Source organism: Mucilaginibacter sp. (genome assembly GCF_041088075.1).
Classification (GTDB): Bacteria; Bacteroidota; Bacteroidia; order Sphingobacteriales; family Sphingobacteriaceae; genus Mucilaginibacter_A.
The window spans coordinates 92,018-107,278 of the sequence record NZ_JBGCVY010000014.1; the positions used below are offsets into that span (position 1 = coordinate 92,018).

At 43.0% G+C, this 15,261-nt stretch carries 18 protein-coding genes; 13 read left to right on the top strand and 5 right to left on the bottom strand.

Features of this window, described 5'->3' with window-relative positions; genetic code table 11:
* Positions 1-27 precede the first annotated feature (27 nt).
* The 5 genes from rfbA (at position 28) to V5804_RS02455 (ending at position 3,189) form a co-directional block, all read left to right on the top strand.
* Positions 28-894, top strand: a complete 867-nt coding sequence (gene rfbA / locus V5804_RS02435) for a glucose-1-phosphate thymidylyltransferase RfbA (protein WP_369589778.1) — start codon at positions 28-30, stop codon at positions 892-894.
* Positions 895-946: 52 nt separating this feature from the next.
* Positions 947-1,228 (top strand): GNAT family N-acetyltransferase, encoded by a 282-nt coding sequence (locus V5804_RS02440; protein WP_369589779.1) that lies wholly within the window; start codon positions 947-949, stop codon positions 1,226-1,228.
* 149 nt (positions 1,229-1,377) lie between these two features.
* Positions 1,378-1,959 carry a Crp/Fnr family transcriptional regulator gene (locus V5804_RS02445; protein WP_369589780.1) on the top strand — a complete coding sequence of 194 codons (582 nt, stop codon included), beginning with the start codon at positions 1,378-1,380 and terminating at the stop codon, positions 1,957-1,959.
* Positions 1,960-2,072: 113 nt separating this feature from the next.
* The gene (locus V5804_RS02450) at positions 2,073-2,792 is read left to right on the top strand and encodes a pirin family protein (RefSeq protein WP_369589781.1); all 720 of its coding nucleotides are present in this window, start codon (positions 2,073-2,075) and stop codon (positions 2,790-2,792) included.
* An 85-nt stretch (positions 2,793-2,877) separates the two neighbouring features.
* Entirely contained in the window at positions 2,878-3,189 is a 312-nt protein-coding gene (locus tag V5804_RS02455; RefSeq protein ID WP_369589782.1) for a hypothetical protein, read from the top strand.
* Between the two features lie 142 nt (positions 3,190-3,331).
* Here the strand turns inward: V5804_RS02455 and V5804_RS02460 are convergent, their stop codons facing one another.
* The 5 genes from V5804_RS02460 to V5804_RS02480 are packed head-to-tail and all read right to left on the bottom strand — an operon-like array spanning position 3,332 to position 7,974.
* On the bottom strand, positions 3,332-4,399 hold the full coding sequence (locus tag V5804_RS02460) for a glycosyltransferase family 9 protein (RefSeq protein ID WP_369589783.1): 1,068 nt from the start codon (positions 4,397-4,399) through the stop codon (positions 3,332-3,334).
* A gap of 3 nt (positions 4,400-4,402) precedes the next feature.
* Complete coding sequence (locus V5804_RS02465; RefSeq protein WP_369589784.1) at positions 4,403-4,978, bottom strand: D-glycero-alpha-D-manno-heptose-1,7-bisphosphate 7-phosphatase; 576 nt, start codon at positions 4,976-4,978, stop codon at positions 4,403-4,405.
* On the bottom strand, positions 4,956-5,126 hold the full coding sequence (locus V5804_RS02470; RefSeq protein WP_369589785.1) for a hypothetical protein: 171 nt from the start codon (positions 5,124-5,126) through the stop codon (positions 4,956-4,958). Before V5804_RS02470 ends, V5804_RS02465 begins: the two co-directional genes overlap by 23 nt.
* Positions 5,127-5,143: 17 nt before the next feature.
* Positions 5,144-7,018: a glycosyltransferase gene (locus tag V5804_RS02475; RefSeq protein ID WP_369589786.1), complete on the bottom strand. Its 1,875-nt coding sequence runs from the start codon at positions 7,016-7,018 to the stop codon at positions 5,144-5,146.
* Between the two features lie 23 nt (positions 7,019-7,041).
* On the bottom strand, positions 7,042-7,974 hold the full coding sequence (locus V5804_RS02480) for a glycosyltransferase (protein WP_369589787.1): 933 nt from the start codon (positions 7,972-7,974) through the stop codon (positions 7,042-7,044).
* Between the two features lie 288 nt (positions 7,975-8,262).
* Here V5804_RS02480 and V5804_RS02485 point away from each other — a divergent pair, with 288 nt between their 5' ends.
* The 8 genes from V5804_RS02485 (at position 8,263) to V5804_RS02520 (ending at position 15,228) form a co-directional block, all read left to right on the top strand.
* A complete protein-coding gene (locus tag V5804_RS02485; protein ID WP_369589835.1) occupies positions 8,263-8,925 on the top strand; it encodes a cytochrome c biogenesis protein in 663 nt (220 codons plus the stop codon).
* 9 nt (positions 8,926-8,934) lie between these two features.
* Entirely contained in the window at positions 8,935-9,144 is a 210-nt protein-coding gene (locus V5804_RS02490) for a CcmD family protein (RefSeq protein ID WP_369589788.1), read from the top strand.
* Between the two features lie 137 nt (positions 9,145-9,281).
* A complete protein-coding gene (locus tag V5804_RS02495) occupies positions 9,282-10,718 on the top strand; it encodes a Glu/Leu/Phe/Val dehydrogenase (protein WP_369589789.1) in 1,437 nt (478 codons plus the stop codon).
* 157 nt (positions 10,719-10,875) lie between these two features.
* The gene (locus V5804_RS02500; protein WP_369589790.1) at positions 10,876-11,289 is read left to right on the top strand and encodes a cytochrome c maturation protein CcmE; all 414 of its coding nucleotides are present in this window, start codon (positions 10,876-10,878) and stop codon (positions 11,287-11,289) included.
* Between the two features lie 9 nt (positions 11,290-11,298).
* Entirely contained in the window at positions 11,299-13,761 is a 2,463-nt protein-coding gene (locus V5804_RS02505; protein WP_369589791.1) for a heme lyase CcmF/NrfE family subunit, read from the top strand.
* A gap of 32 nt (positions 13,762-13,793) precedes the next feature.
* Positions 13,794-14,213 carry a nuclear transport factor 2 family protein gene (locus V5804_RS02510; protein WP_369589836.1) on the top strand — a complete coding sequence of 140 codons (420 nt, stop codon included), beginning with the start codon at positions 13,794-13,796 and terminating at the stop codon, positions 14,211-14,213.
* A gap of 95 nt (positions 14,214-14,308) precedes the next feature.
* Positions 14,309-14,776 (top strand): antitoxin Xre/MbcA/ParS toxin-binding domain-containing protein, encoded by a 468-nt coding sequence (locus tag V5804_RS02515; RefSeq protein ID WP_369589792.1) that lies wholly within the window; start codon positions 14,309-14,311, stop codon positions 14,774-14,776.
* A gap of 2 nt (positions 14,777-14,778) precedes the next feature.
* Complete coding sequence (locus tag V5804_RS02520; protein WP_369589793.1) at positions 14,779-15,228, top strand: RES family NAD+ phosphorylase; 450 nt, start codon at positions 14,779-14,781, stop codon at positions 15,226-15,228.
* Positions 15,229-15,261: the final 33 nt, after the last annotated feature.

The following is a 15,261-nucleotide window of genomic DNA, read 5'->3' on the forward strand; positions in this document are numbered from 1 at the left end:
ACCTAAAATTACATCCATAAAAACAGTATGAAAGGAATTATCCTGGCCGGCGGTTCCGGCACGCGCCTTTATCCGATCACCAAAGCCATCAGTAAACAATTGATGCCGATTTACGATAAACCGATGATCTATTATCCGTTATCGGTTTTGATCCATTCGGACATCCGCGAAATTTTGATCATTACCACGCCCGAAGACAGCAGCAGTTTTAAACGTTTGCTGGGCGACGGAAGCGAGTTAGGCTGCCGTTTTGAATTTGCCGTTCAGGAAAAACCAAACGGACTGGCGCAGGCATTTGTCATCGGCGAAGAATTTATTGGCGATGATAAAGTGGCCTTGATTTTGGGCGATAATATTTTTTACGGAACCGGTTTTGGCCGTTTGATGCGGAAATACAACGAAGTGGATGGTGCTGCTATTTTTGCCTATCAGGTTTCGGATCCGGAACGTTACGGCGTGGTGGAGTTTGATGCGGATTTTAAAGCACTTTCCATCGAAGAAAAACCGTTGCAGCCAAAATCCAATTACGCTGTGCCAGGATTGTATTTTTACGATAACAATGTGGTGCAAATTGCCAAAGACATCCCGCTTTCGCCGCGCGGCGAGTACGAAATTACCGATGTAAACAAAGTATATCTGGAACGGAAAAAGCTGCACGTGGGCGTAATGGACCGCGGAACGGCCTGGCTGGATACCGGGACTTTTGATTCTTTAAGTGATGCCACGGAGTTTGTCCGCGTGATCGAAAAACGCCAGGACACCAAAATTGGTTGTATCGAAGAAGTTGCTTTTCGCAGAGGTTTTATGAACGAAGAGCAGTTGCGCATGATGGCCGAACGTTACCGCAAAAGCGGTTACGGCAGTTACCTGCTAAAACTGCTTAACAAAAACTGATTGCAGCAAACAAACTTTATGCTTCGTTTATGGTATTATTTTATTTGAAATCATGGAAAATAAAATTACGGTAAACGAAGAAAGCCACCAGTTTGAAATGCAAACGCCGGAAGGCACGGCCTTAATTGCCTACGAGCTGGATGTAAACACGATGTCAATTCTGCATACCGAAGTGCCTGAAGCGGAGGAAGGGCAAGGTATTGGTTCTGATCTGGCAAAGTTTGCGTTGGATTATGCGCGCAAAAACGACCTAAAAGTGAAGAATTACTGCCGTTTTGTGCAAGTGTATTTGCAGCGCCATCCCGAATATCAGGATTTGATCGTGAAACCGTAAAGCTTGTTTTGGATTTATTTGATAAGCCTGATGCTTCTTTTACCGCCTAAAAATCAGTGGATATTTGATTTTATTTGAATTGATACGTACACCAATTTTTATACGGTAAAAGAAGCATCGGCATTTTTTGCAAACTTAAACAGCACTTCATGTTTCAGGCTTTCGATAAAAACCTAAGATTGCATGTTGACCTTTCGCAGCAGGAATTGGAAATTGTCCATCAGCATTTTCAGCATAAAACCTATCCGAAGAAAACATTTTTATTGAAAGCTGGCCAGGTTTGCAATTTTGAGGCTTACTTGTTAAAAGGCTGTATCAAAAGATATTACATTGACCAAAACGGCGACGAAACCATATTACAATTTGCCGTTGAAGATTGGTGGGTGAGCGATATTGCCAGTTTTTGCCAGCAAATGCCCTCCCGTTTTTATATCGAAACGATGGAAGACACCGAGCTTTTGCAAATCAATTATCAAAACAAAGAACTGCTTTTTAAAAGATTGCCGAAGCTGGAGCGCGTTTTCAGGTTGCTGGTGCAACGTGCTTATGCGGTTTTAGAAAACCGTTTTTTTACCGGGATTACCGATTCGGCGGAAGACCGTTATTTGCAATTCATCAAAAAATATCCCGGCCTGCTGCAACGCGTTCCGCAGTACCAAATCGCTTCTTACCTCGGCATTACGCCCGAAGCACTTAGCCGCATCAAAGCCACGCTTACCCGAAAAAAGTAGCTATTTTTCTTAACCTGCATCAACATAACCTGCTGCAATTGTTGCCGATATTTGTACTGTTAGCCCGTCAATTTAAAGTTGATGGACACTAAAAAACTAACGGTAAAAACAGTATGGCAAACACAATTTTTCATAAAGCAGAAAGCCGCGGACATGCAAACCACGGCTGGTTGGACAGTTACCACAGCTTTAGTTTTGCAAACTACTATAGTCCCGAAAGGATGAATTTCGGCGCATTACGTGTATTAAACGATGATACCGTTTCGGGAGGACGAGGTTTTGGCAGCCATCCGCACGATAATATGGAAATTATCAGCATTCCGTTGGAAGGCGATTTGGAACACGAAGATAATTTGGGAAACGTTGCCGTCATCAAAAAAGGCGATGTGCAGATCATCAGTGCTGGAACAGGTGTTTTTCACAGCGAAAAAAATAAAAACCCGAACCAGCAAGTGCAGTTTTTGCAGATTTGGTTGTACCCGAATAAATTAAATGGCGCGCCGCGTTACGATCAGGTTTCATTGGATGTGAAAGACCGGCACAATAATTTCCAGCAGATACTTTCGCCCAACCCGGATGATGAAGGCGTTTGGGTGCAGCAGGATGCCTGGTTTAGTCTGGGCAAATTCGACGAAGGATTTCAGACTAAATATCAAATTAAAAAACCGGGAAACGGCGTTTATGCTTTTGTTTTGGAAGGCGATGTTATGATAAACGGACAAGCTTTGCACCGCCGCGATGGTTTGGGTATTTGGGACACCGATCAACTTAGTTTTAAAGCTGATTCTGCCGATGCAGAAGTGTTGCTGATGGATGTTCCGATGGAATTTTAACCTTCCGTTCCTTTTGATTTATTTTACTTCACCAAAGCCGGAACGATGAAAAAAACATCTTCCGGCTTCTTTCGTTTTTGAAATTATGCACCGTTTAAATATCCTGGCTATCCACCGAGACACCAAAATTTTGGCAACTGTTTTAAGGTTGATCAATACGAATGAGCATTGGAACGGCATTGGTTCTACTTCGGATGAAGAAGCGGTCGAAATGTTTTATCGGCAGCCCGTTGGCATCGTTTTGTTTTGTGCCGGGATTGATTCGGAAAGCGAAGAAAACCTGAAAGCTGTTTTTAGCAGGCAAAACCCTTCGCCTATATTTTTGCAGCATTACGGCGGTGGCAGCGGTTTGTTAACTGCCGAAATTTACGAAGCGCTGGCCAAGCAAGGGCATTAGCGTTTTAGTTGCCGGTTCTGCTTTAATTGTGCGCGTTTCGCTCGCTGTCATTTCGACCGTAGGGAGAAATCTTCTTAAAATCAAATGCTTCTTTTATCGGTCTAAAACTGGTCAATACTATCGCTTTGAATAAGGTTTCTTCCTACGGTCGAAATGACAAAACCGCTTCTATAATAGCTTCCACGGCAACTGTTTCCGGTGCTTTTTCCTGATGCTGCTGTACAAATTTCAGAACTTCGTTTTTGCTTTGCAGCGCTTCGGGCACTTCAAAAAATAAAATCTTATTTGGCGTTTTCCAAGGCGTATGCTGCGGATTGGTTTGCGCATATAAAACTACAACCGGCGTTTGCGTTGCCGCCGCAATGTGCACCGGGCCGGTATTAACCGAAAGCAAAAGCGGTGCTTCTTTTATCAGGCAAATAAATTCATCCAAAGCCAACAAACCGGCAATAGAAAAAGCGTTTGTGCCGATGCCTTGCCGGATTTCGTCCGTCAGTTGCTTTTCGGAAGCGGAACCTGTCAGCAAAAGTTGATAGCCAAAATCAGCAACCAATTTCTTTCCCAATTCGATCCAATTTTCGGTTGGATATTGCCGCTTCAATTCGCTTACGCCCGGATGCAAAATGAGCCAGGGTTTTTGCAAATCAATACTGTTTTTATCAAGCTCTTTTTGGGTTGATTCCCATAAATCAGGAATTTGAAGGCTTAAATAATTGTCAGAAGTTTTCGCACCAACCGTTGCCACCAAATCCAGGTCCCGCTCAACTTGATGTTTAATGAATGTATATGGTTCTTGATCAGGAACCCAATGCGTTAACAACTGATAAGGATTTTCCCGGCAATAAGCCAAACGCAGCGGAATATCAGCGAGATAAGCAAGCATCACGGCAGGCATCGGGTTCTGGCTGAAAACCGTAAAAATAACCGCTGCATCAAACTGTTTTTGCTTTAAAACCTCCGTCAAGATCAAAAAAGTGGTGCTAAAAGAAGCATGGTTAGTTTTTACCCAGGGAACGTCAAATGTAATAGTTTCATCAATTTCAGGAATATGGCGGGCAATTCCGGCAGCCATGGAAGAAGTTAAAACGGTAATCCGGCTGTTGAAAGTTTCTTTTAAAGCGCGGATGGCTGGCGTTGACATCAGCAGGTCGCCCATATTGTCCAACCGGATTACCAGAATTTTTTTACAGTTTTTCCAGGGATTTTCCATGGTTTAAATGCCCAGATCGGTAGAATGAACGTCGGTGATAAAAGCAGCTGCCTGGAAAAAGTTTTTCGCTTTGTAATCCGGCGTGCGATATTCGCCCGAAACCCATTCTGTTTCGTTGCCGTTGTCAATCAAAACGGTTTGGCAGCCAGCCCTTTTTCCGGCTTCCACATCGTTTAAAATATCGCCGATCATCCAGGATTGCTGCAAGTCGATCTTATGTTCTTCTGCTGCCTGCAAAAGCATCCCAGGTTTTGGTTTGCGAAAGTTGCATTCGACTGCATATTTTTCAACTGTTCCCTGCGGATGGTTAAAGCTCCAGTAAAAATCCTGAAATTGGATTTCGTCTTTTTCAAGCAAAGCCTGAATTTTATCTTTTACGCCGTTCAAAGCTTCTTCTTCAAAAAAACCACGTGCCACGCCAGATTGGTTGGAAATCATGATGAAAATATAGCCTTGCGCTTTCAACAACTTTAAGCCTTCGATCACGCCTTCCTGCAACGTAATCTTTTCAGGGTCAATGTTGTAAGGAATATCCGGGATCAGCGTTCCGTCTTTATCAATAAAAATGGCTTTGTTCATTTTGGAAAATATTGGTTGTCCATTCTGTCATTCCGACGTTAGAAGGAATCTTCTTCAAAGCAACAGAGAAAATCTGGTTTATTTGAAGAAGATTTCTCCCGTTTGTCGAAATGACAGAAAAACGCAGCCCGGCAAATGCTTCTTTCATCCCTATAAAATCAGTGTTTATTTTACTGAAGCTGTTTTGGTTATTTTAGTTGTTTTGCTTTTTTTGGAAGATAAATGATTTTCTACCAAACGGGAAATAGTATGTAAAAGATGCAAATGAATTTCCTGGATGCGATGCGGGCTGTTGGAAGGCACGATGATATTTAAGTGCGCATAAGTTGCTGCATCGCCGCCGCCTTTTCCAAGCAAGGCAATGCAGGTCATGTGTTTTTTATGGGCAACTTTTATCGCGTTTACAATGTTTACCGATTGGCCGCTGGTGCTCATGCAAAGCAAAATGTCGCCTTTTTTGCCATAAGTTTCGATCTGTCTGGAAAAAACATCATCAAAACCAATATCGTTGGCAAAACCGGTAAGCACCGAAGTATCCGCGGCAAGCGAAATCACCGGCAAACCTTGTCTTTCCGAACTTTCAAAGTAATTCATCATTTCTGATGTAAAGTGCAAACTTCCGGCCGCGCTGCCGCCGTTGCCGCAAACCAACAGCTTTTTATCAGCGGCCAAAGCGTTGCTGATTAAAGTTGCCGCCTGTGCAACCGGAATGCGCAATGCTCTTTTTGCACGTAAAAAAGTGTCGGCGGCTTTATCAAAAGCCTGGTCAATCAGCATCAGTTCGTTGTCTTCTTCGCTGCCGAAAGCGTTGCCATGAATGATTTTCTCGTACATGCTGATGGCCATCTCCGAGATCTTATGCCAGGTAAACAAAGCATTCACCCGGCGGATGGCATTATCGCGCATATCATTCAACAGCTTTTTGTTGCTGATCAACTGAAAAACACGTTGCGCCAGCACATCAGGATCATTCGGCGGAACTAAAAAACCTGTTTTTTTATCGGCCACACTGTGTTTAATGCCGCCAACGTCTGCACCAATAACGGGCGTGCCGCAAGCCATCGCTTCCAAAGGCGTGATGCCAAAAGGCTCGTACCAGGGCGTGGTGATAAAAATATCGGCCGCAGCGTAATAATATTTTAATATATCGCGGTTTTTGCGGCCAACAAAAGTAACATCGGCCGAAACGCCATGGTCTGCCGCCAGTTTTTTAAGGCGAAGCATTTCCTGGTTTTGGTCGGTGTCGGGGTTATCACTTTCGCCGCCAACAACCACCAGGCGCAAAGGTGTGTCTGTCTTTTTTACTTTTACCAAAGCGCGGATCACGTTGTCAATCCCTTTCCGCGGAACCATCCGGCCCAATTGTAAAATGATGTTTTCGTTCGACTCGAGGTTGAGTATCATCCGTGCCAGTTTTTTATCAATCGGATAAAACTCGGTTGGACAAAAACCGCAAGGAATGATGGTAATATTTGCCGGGTCGGCGTTGTAATAATTGATCAGGTCTTCCTGGTCTTGCGGGCATTCGGCCACAATTTGATCGGCCTGCCGGGCAATATCTTCTTCAATTAAAATACGTTCTTTCGGAAACTTGTCCTGGTCGCCTTGATGGATTTGCCGAACTCTCCCCAAAGCATGGTAAGTGATCACAAAAGGCAATTTTAGTTTTGCTTTCAAATTGCAGGCCACCAGTCCAGACATCCAAAAATTGGCGTGAACCAGCGCGTAATCTATTTTTTCGCGGGCAATAAAGGCAATCATTTCCGAAGTAAAATCGGGCATATATTGCAGCAGGCTTTCCTTCGGGATAAAACTTTCCGGGCCGGCCGTAACGTGGATGATGCGGACGCCCTGCACCCAGCTAACGATTTCGGGGAAACGCGTATCGTCTCGGCGGGTAAAAATATCAACTTCGTACCCGGATTGTGCAATATGCTTGGCCAGTTCTCCCACATAAACATTCTGTCCGCCGCTATCTACACCGCCAAGCATAGCCAGCGGAGAAGCATGTTCACTGATAAAGGCTATCCTGTTTTTCATATTTAGGTTTTTGGTTCAATGAGCTAAATTTTGGTAAGTAAAGAGTTGGTTACAGTTTTTTGGATCAACTGCTTCCAATCGGCTAAAAAACGGGTTGAGCTAAACATTTTTATTGCAAACGAACGGGCATTGGCACCTAATTGAGCGGCTAACTGCGGGTCTGTTATTAATTGCTGCATTTTTTTGATGAGATACTGCAGATCGGAATGCACAAAACCGGAAAATTCATTGCTGATGATCGTCGGCAAATCCGTAGTGGCCAAACCAACAACAGGCATCCCGATCATCATGGCCTGCTGAACGGCAAAACCGGGGCTGGCATAACGATCGGGGCAAAACAGGAAACGGTATGGGCTAATTTTTTCGGCTAAGTTTTGGTAAGTTATACCTTTTTTTCCGATCTGGATCACTTCCAGCGGCAATGCTTCTTTTACCTGCCTAAAAATGTCCATTCCGGTTACGCGGTCTTCGGCCGGGTTTTCTTCTAAAACTACTACGCCGCATGATTTTATGCCGGTAAAAGAAGCATCGCTTTCCGGTACGCCATTTTCAATCACCGAAACAGGAAGGCCGTTGTTGTTCCACATCAAAGCGTTGTAATGGTTTACATGAACTAACTGAACATCAACATCTTCTACCCAGTGTTTAGCATTGGTTGGATGCTGTTTTGGCGGGTGGTGTTCTAAATAAATCTTCGGGAGTTCGCGTTGCTGCGGCGATAAAACCTCGTATTGGGCGGTTTGGTAACTGTGTTCGTCCTGAAATAAAATACAATCCAATTGCAAATCTTTAATTGCAGCAACATTTGTTTCAATCACGTTTTTTTGAGCAGCAAAAAGGTTCCTGAAGCTTTCGCTTTGGCCTTCGGGAATATAAATTTCAAAACCTCCCTGCGCCAGCTCCAACAAATATTGTTGTTGCACCGGCCACGTAAAGATTTTATATTGTTGGTCCATGTAAAATTATTGGTTCAAATTATCGGCTAAATTATCTTTTAGTAATTAATTATTTTAATCAAAAGCCCTGCTTTAAATAAAATGTTGATAATTTGTAAAGCGCGCGCTTTGTTTTTTTGTAATTGCTAACACTATATTATTTTATTTGGTTTGCGATGTGCATAATTTATTGCCGCTAAAAACAGTAATGCTTCTTTTACCGGTCAAAATTTAGGCACGTAAAATAGTAAATTATTTAGAAATGCGGATAAGTGCTACCTTTGCGCAACAATTTTTAAAATGAAATTTATTTATCAAAGCTGGTGGAAAGTGCTGGCTGTTGTTACCATTATTTACACGCTGGTTGCCGGTTTGCTTTTCCGTGTTCCTGCTCTGCCGATTTTGCACGAAACCATCCGTAACCTTTATTTCCATGTTCCGATGTGGATGGCGATGTTGGTTATTTTCAGTATTTCGGTCTTTTACAGCATCAAATATTTACGAACGGGCAAAGAAGAATACGATTTAGTTGCGGTTGAATGTGTAAACACGGGTGTGGTGTTTTTTATTTTTGGTTTGGTTACCGGAATGATCTGGGCAAAATATACCTGGGGTGAGTTTTGGAGTAATGACCCGAAGCAAAACAGCGCAGCCATCGCCTTTTTGCTGTATTGCGCTTATTTAGTCCTTCGAAATTCTATTGACGAAGATCAGAAAAGAGGCAAAATATCTGCGGTGTACAATATTTTTGCTTTCCCAATTATGCTTGTGCTAATTTTTATCCTGCCGCGTCTAACGGATTCGCTTCATCCTGGAAATGGAGGAAATCCTGCCTTTGGTAAGTTAGGTATGGTCAATCACATGCGGATAGTAGCATATCCCGCTTTTATTGCCTGGCCGTTGATTGCCGTTTGGATTGCCACGTTGCGTTACCGCATCCGCCTGATCGAAAACAAAAGAAATACTTTATAAATCCCCCCGATGAAAAAAATATTGTTGTCCGTTTTGATGCTGTTTTTATCCACCTTTTTATTTGCCCAGACAAATAACGGCGTGGAAATGGCCGACCAGATGCGGAGTTCGGGGAAAATTTATGTGGTAATTGCCACCATTGTGATCGTATTTATCGGCCTGGCCATTTACCTTTTCACTATAGATCGCCGTTTAAAAAAGATCGAACGCGAAAATTAACCCCTAAAAACAGCAAACCATTAACCATACTGAATGACGAGACGTATACGCTGGCGATAAAGAATTTGTGTAATTGAAATAATTTCATTCAACTTTGCATACCTTTTATAAAACCAGTTAACGTAACAACATTTATTATGAGTAATTCACTTGTTCTCTCAGAAACTGAGCAACACTTTTTTGGTGATGTTTGTCAGTTTTTTGATCACGCAGCCCAGTTTACCAACCACGATGCCGGTTTATTGGACCAGATTAAATCCTGCAACAGCGTTTTTCGTTTCCGTTTCCCCATCCGCAAAGGCAAGGGGTTTGAAGTAATTGATGCCTGGCGCGTAGAACATTCGCACCACCAATCGCCCACCAAAGGCGGCATCCGCTACAGCGAAATGGTAAACGAAGACGAAGTTATGGCTTTGGCCGCTTTGATGACTTATAAATGTGCCGTCGTAAACGTGCCGTTTGGCGGTGCAAAAGGCGGCATCAAAATCAACCCGAAAAATTATACCGAGCAGGAGTTGGAAAATATTACGCGCCGCTACACGGTTGAGTTGATCAAAAAGAATTTCATCGGCCCAAGTATTGACGTTCCCGCTCCCGATTATGGTTCGGGCGAACGCGAAATGAGTTGGATTGCAGATACTTACGCCACCATGAACCCCGGCCAGGGAGATGCTTTAGGTTGCGTTACCGGAAAGCCAATTGCTCTGCATGGCATTGCCGGAAGGCGCGAAGCAACCGGCCGTGGCGTTGCCATTGCCACGCGCGAATGTGTAAGCGTGGCCGAAGACATGAAAAAAATCGGTTTGTTGCCGGGCATTTCAGGAAAACGCGTCATTGTGCAAGGGCTTGGAAACGTTGGCTTTTATTCCGCTAAGTTTCTGGCAGAGTTTGGTGCGTTGATCGTTGGTATCTGCGAGTACGAAGGTGCAATTTACAACGAAGACGGCCTGGACGTGAATACTGTTTTTGAGCATCGGAAAGCAACCGGTTCAATTTTAGGCTATCCTTTGGCCACCAAAGAGTTTAAAAACTCGATGGAAGGCTTGGAGCAGCCCTGCGATATTTTGGTTCCGGCCGCATTGGAAAACCAAATTACGGTGGACAATATCCGCCGCATCCAGGCAAAAATCATTACCGAAGGAGCCAACGGCCCAACCACACCTGAGGCGGAAGCTATTTTTACAGAACGCGGCGGCATCATCATCCCGGATATGTACGCCAATGCCGGCGGTGTAACGGTTTCTTACTTTGAATGGTTAAAAAACCTGTCGCATGTTTCTTTTGGCCGTATCAACCGTCGTTTTGAAGAAACCGCCAGCCTCAATTTGGTCAATATGGTAGAAGGGATTACAGGCGTGGCTTTAACGCCCATGCAGCGTTCTACCATTGTAAAAGGGGCATCAGAACTGGAACTGGTAAACTCCGGACTGGAAGATACGATGATCCGTTCGTACCACGAAATCCGTGAAACTTTCGTACAAACACCCAAAATTGATACGTTAAGGACTGCCGCTTTTGTGGTTGCCATCAACAAAATTGCGGTTTCGTACAAAAACCTGGGTATTTGGCCATAACACCAATTTTTAGGTGGTAAAAGAAGCATTCCTCTTTTTATGGGGAATGCTTCTTTTTGTTTAGAACGATTCTAAATACGAGATAGGAACCCTAAAAAAAGTATTACAAATTTTGTTTTGTATTTTTGTATGCTTATTAAAACCAAGTTTTCTCCAGATGAAAAAAAGTTCAATATTAGGTATCGTTATTATTGCCATTGCCATTTGTATCATCATTAGTACTTATGCAGATACAAGCACGTACGGTTCTTTTAACGAAGCCAAAAACACACATAGCGAACTACACGTGGTAGGCCATCTTAATAAAGATAAACAGTTGATTTACGACGCCAAAAAAGACGCCAATTATTTTTCTTTCTTTATGAAAGACAACAAAGGCGAGGAGTGCAAAATTGTGTTTACCGGCACCAAACCGCAGGATTTTGAACGGTCGGAACAGATTGTGTTGACCGGGCAAATGGTGGGCAACGAGTTTCATGCCTCAAAAATTCTGATGAAATGCCCTTCCAAATACACCCAGGACAAAGTGGAAGTTACCGAGGCAAACGCAACCAAACAAGCTTCAATTTAAATTTCTTTAATGGACATTCAATTTAAAGGAGAGCACCTTTTGCCGGGGCAGCTCGGCCAGTTATTTATTATTCTGGCATTTGGCTCGGCGCTTTTTTCTGCTATCAGTTATTATTTTGCAACCGTAAACAAAAACCAGCTCGATAATAGTTGGAAAAAAATGGCCCGTTACGGCTATTTTATCAACACGCTTTCGGTTGTTGGTATTGGTGCCTGTTTGTTTTACATCATTTACACCAACCTGTTCGAGTACCATTATGCCTGGGCGCACTCATCGCGCACATTGCCGGTTTACTACATCATTTCCAGTTATTGGGATGGGCAGGAGGGCAGTTTCTGGCTTTGGGGGTTTTGGCAAGCCGTACTGGGAAACATACTAATCTGGAAAGCGAAATCCTGGGAAAGCCCGGTAATGGCTGTTGTGGCTTTATCACAGGCATTTATTACTTCGATGCTGATTGGGGTAGAAATGTTCGGAACGCGTATAGGCAGTTCGCCATTTATTTTGCTGCGTAATGCGGTAGAAGGGCCAATTTTCAGTCGCCCAGATTACTTAACTTATATCAAGGACGGCAACGGTTTAAACCCTTTACTGCAAAATTATTGGATGATTATCCATCCGCCAACGTTGTTTTTAGGTTTTGCTTCGATGGTGGTCCCTTTTGCTTACGCCATTGCCGGTTTATGGCAACGCCGGTATAAAGATTGGATCAAACCAGCTATTTCCTACTCGCTTTTTGCGGTGATGGTTTTAGGGACCGGCATCATCATGGGTTCGTTTTGGGCTTACGAATCACTGAACTTTGGCGGTTTTTGGGCCTGGGATCCGGTGGAAAATGCTTCTTTTATCCCCTGGTTAACGCTGATCGGTGGCGTACATGTTTTGATCGTTTATAAAAATACCGGCCATTCTTATTTTACGGCTGCTTTCCTGGTCATCATCAGTTTCATACTGGTTTTGTACGCTTCTTTTTTAACGCGAAGCGGAATTCTCGGCAACACTTCCGTCCATGCTTTTACCGATTTGGGCATGAGCGGGCAATTGCTGGTTTTCATGTTTGCTTTTATTGCGATTTCGGTTTGGCTGCTTGTTACGCGTTGGAAAGAAATGCCAATTACCAAAAAAGATGAAGAAACTTATTCCCGCGAGTTTTGGATGTTTGTTGGCGCAGTTTTCTTGGCTTTATCTTGCCTGCAATTGGTGATTGTTACTTCCATCCCGGTTTGGAATGCAATTTTCGGAACAAAAACTGCACCGCCAACAGAACCGGTAAAGCTGTACAACATCGTGCAATCTTCTTTTGCCGTTGTAATTACGCTGCTGATGGGTTTTGCGCAATTTTTGAAATACAAACGTTCGGATGCCACCACTTTTCTGATCCGTTCTATGGTTTACTTAGTTTTTGCTGCTTTAATAAGTGGAATCATCATTTGGGCTTCCGGCCTTTACCATACGCATTTGGTTTACATGCTGGTTATTTTCGGTTCGGTTTATGCTGTGCTGGCCAATACCAAATACCTGGCCGATATTTTTAAAGGCAAAACAAAGTTAGTTGGTTCGGCGGTGGCGCATATTGGCTTTGCGTTGTTGCTGGTTGGCGCGGTTATTTCTTCGGGAACAAGCCGTGTTATCACCATTAATGACAGCGGCGTTGGTTTCGGGACGGAGTTTGAAAAGGTCGGCAACTCGCGTGAAAACCTGCGTTTGGATTTTAATACGCCAACCAAAATCGGCCCTTACACGGCAACTTATGTCGGCGATTCTTTAAACGGGCCGAACCATTATTTCAAAGTAAATTACAAACGCATTGATGATAAAACTGGCAAAGTAACCGAGAATTTCAACTTATTGCCAAATGCGCAGGCCAACCCCAAAATGGGTTTGGTTTCTTCGCCGGATACACGCCATTACGTTTTTAAAGACATGTATTCGTATGTCAGTATCGCATTTCCAATGAAATTTCAGGACGATCAAACTGCAGAAAACGAAGGCCACGGCGAAGCCAACGAAGATAAAGCGTACGCCAAACCAGTCATACACGAAATGAACATCGGCGATACCATCCGTTACCGCGCCGGGTTGATCATTTTAAAAGCGTTGAACAAAGATGCCAAAGTGCGCGACATTCCGTTGGCCAAAAACGATGTTTCGGTTGGCGCACAGTTGGAAGTGCAAAGCAACGGCAAGGTTTTTACAACCGAACCGATCTTTATGATCAAAGGCGGCAACAAGTTTGATTTTAGTAAAAAGGTAGACAGTGCCGATTTGAAAGTGCGTTTCTCTAACATTTTGCCCGAAAAAGGAAAATTAGAAATCACCACTTATGTGAAACCGGAAGGCGAAAAACCATACATTGTGATGAAAGCAATTGAGTTTCCTTCCATCAATTTCTTCTGGTCCGGAACCATAATCATGGTAATTGGCTTTTTACTTTCTATCTTCCGCAGAAACAAGGAACTGAAAACGGCATAAACTGCCATACTTCTTTTACTATGCAAAAAACAGTGGGCTTGATTTTACTATTTCTAAATGTTTTCTCCATTTCTGTAATCGCACAAAGCAAAGAAGAAAAGCAGGTTGCCTCCGCAGTTAAAATGCTAATCAAAGCGATGATTGACGGCAACAAAACGGCTTTAGAAAACATCAGTTCTAATGCGTTGAGTTACGGCCATTCCAGCGGAAAAATCCAGGACAAAGCTGCTTTTGTGAAAGCGATCGTAAGCGGACAATCAGACTTTGTAACGATCAATCTAACCGATCAAACCATCGTCGTAAAAGATAAAACGGCTATCGTCCGGCACAAACTTTCGGCACAAACCAACGACGGCGGAAAACCGGGAAACGTAAATTTAGGCGTAATGCTGGTTTGGGTGAAAGAAAAAGGCAACTGGAAATTGTTGGGACGGCAAGCTTTTAAACTGTAATGCTTCTTTTATCGCATCAAATTATTTAAACATTTCTGGAAATATTTCTGTTTCTCAAAGAAATATTTCCGTATTTTTGATTTAAATAAAAGGCGATGTCTAAAGAGAAAACAACATCAAAAAAAGCTACCGGAACAAATCCGCAAAGCATACTCCAGGAAGCTTGTGCAGTTTACCAGCCTTTGTATGCCAACCCAGTCAGTTTATTAACCGGTTCTAAAAAAGGGCTTGCTGCCAAAGCTGCCTTAGATTTTCTTGATTTGTCTGGTTTTAGTGCCGATGAATTTCAGGATACTTTTAAAACCACGATCAAAACGATTCAAAATTATGATCGCCAAGAACTGAAACTGGATGCTGCATTAAGTGAGAAACTGCTTAAATCGTTTGCTTTATTTGAAAAAGGCATCGAATTGTTTGGTTCGGCAAAAGCCTTTCATGATTGGCTTCACGTATCAGCTTACGGTTTAGGAAACCAGGTTCCGGTTGAAATGATGGACACCATAACCGGGATTGGTTTGATCGAAGACGAACTGATCCGCATCGCTTATGGCGATTTAGCCTAAAGATGTTGGTTTACAGGATTACGTTGAGTGTTTATGCGAATGCATTGAAAGCATCGGGCAGGGCGGCAAGGTGGAACCCAAATAAAACCGAGATGATTTATACGACTTCTAACCGTTCTTTGGCTTGCTTAGAAAACGTTGTACACCGTGGCCAATTAGGTTTAAGCCAAATTTTTAGTATCATGACCATCGAAATAGATGACCAGATTGAAAAGGGAAAAATAGGTTTAAACGACTTGCCAAAGGATTGGAAAGAATTTGACCAGATGCCATTTACCCAAACGCTTGGCGGGCAATGGATCAAAACGAATAAAACTGCAGTTCTGGAAGTTCCTTCTTCAATTATTGAAGAAGAGGTAAATTATTTAATCAATCCTAATCACGTTGATTTTAAGTGGATTGAACTCATCAAAACAGACTCTTTTGTGTTTGACCAAAGAATAAAATTGTAATGCTTCTTTTACCATATAAAAATTCGACAAGCT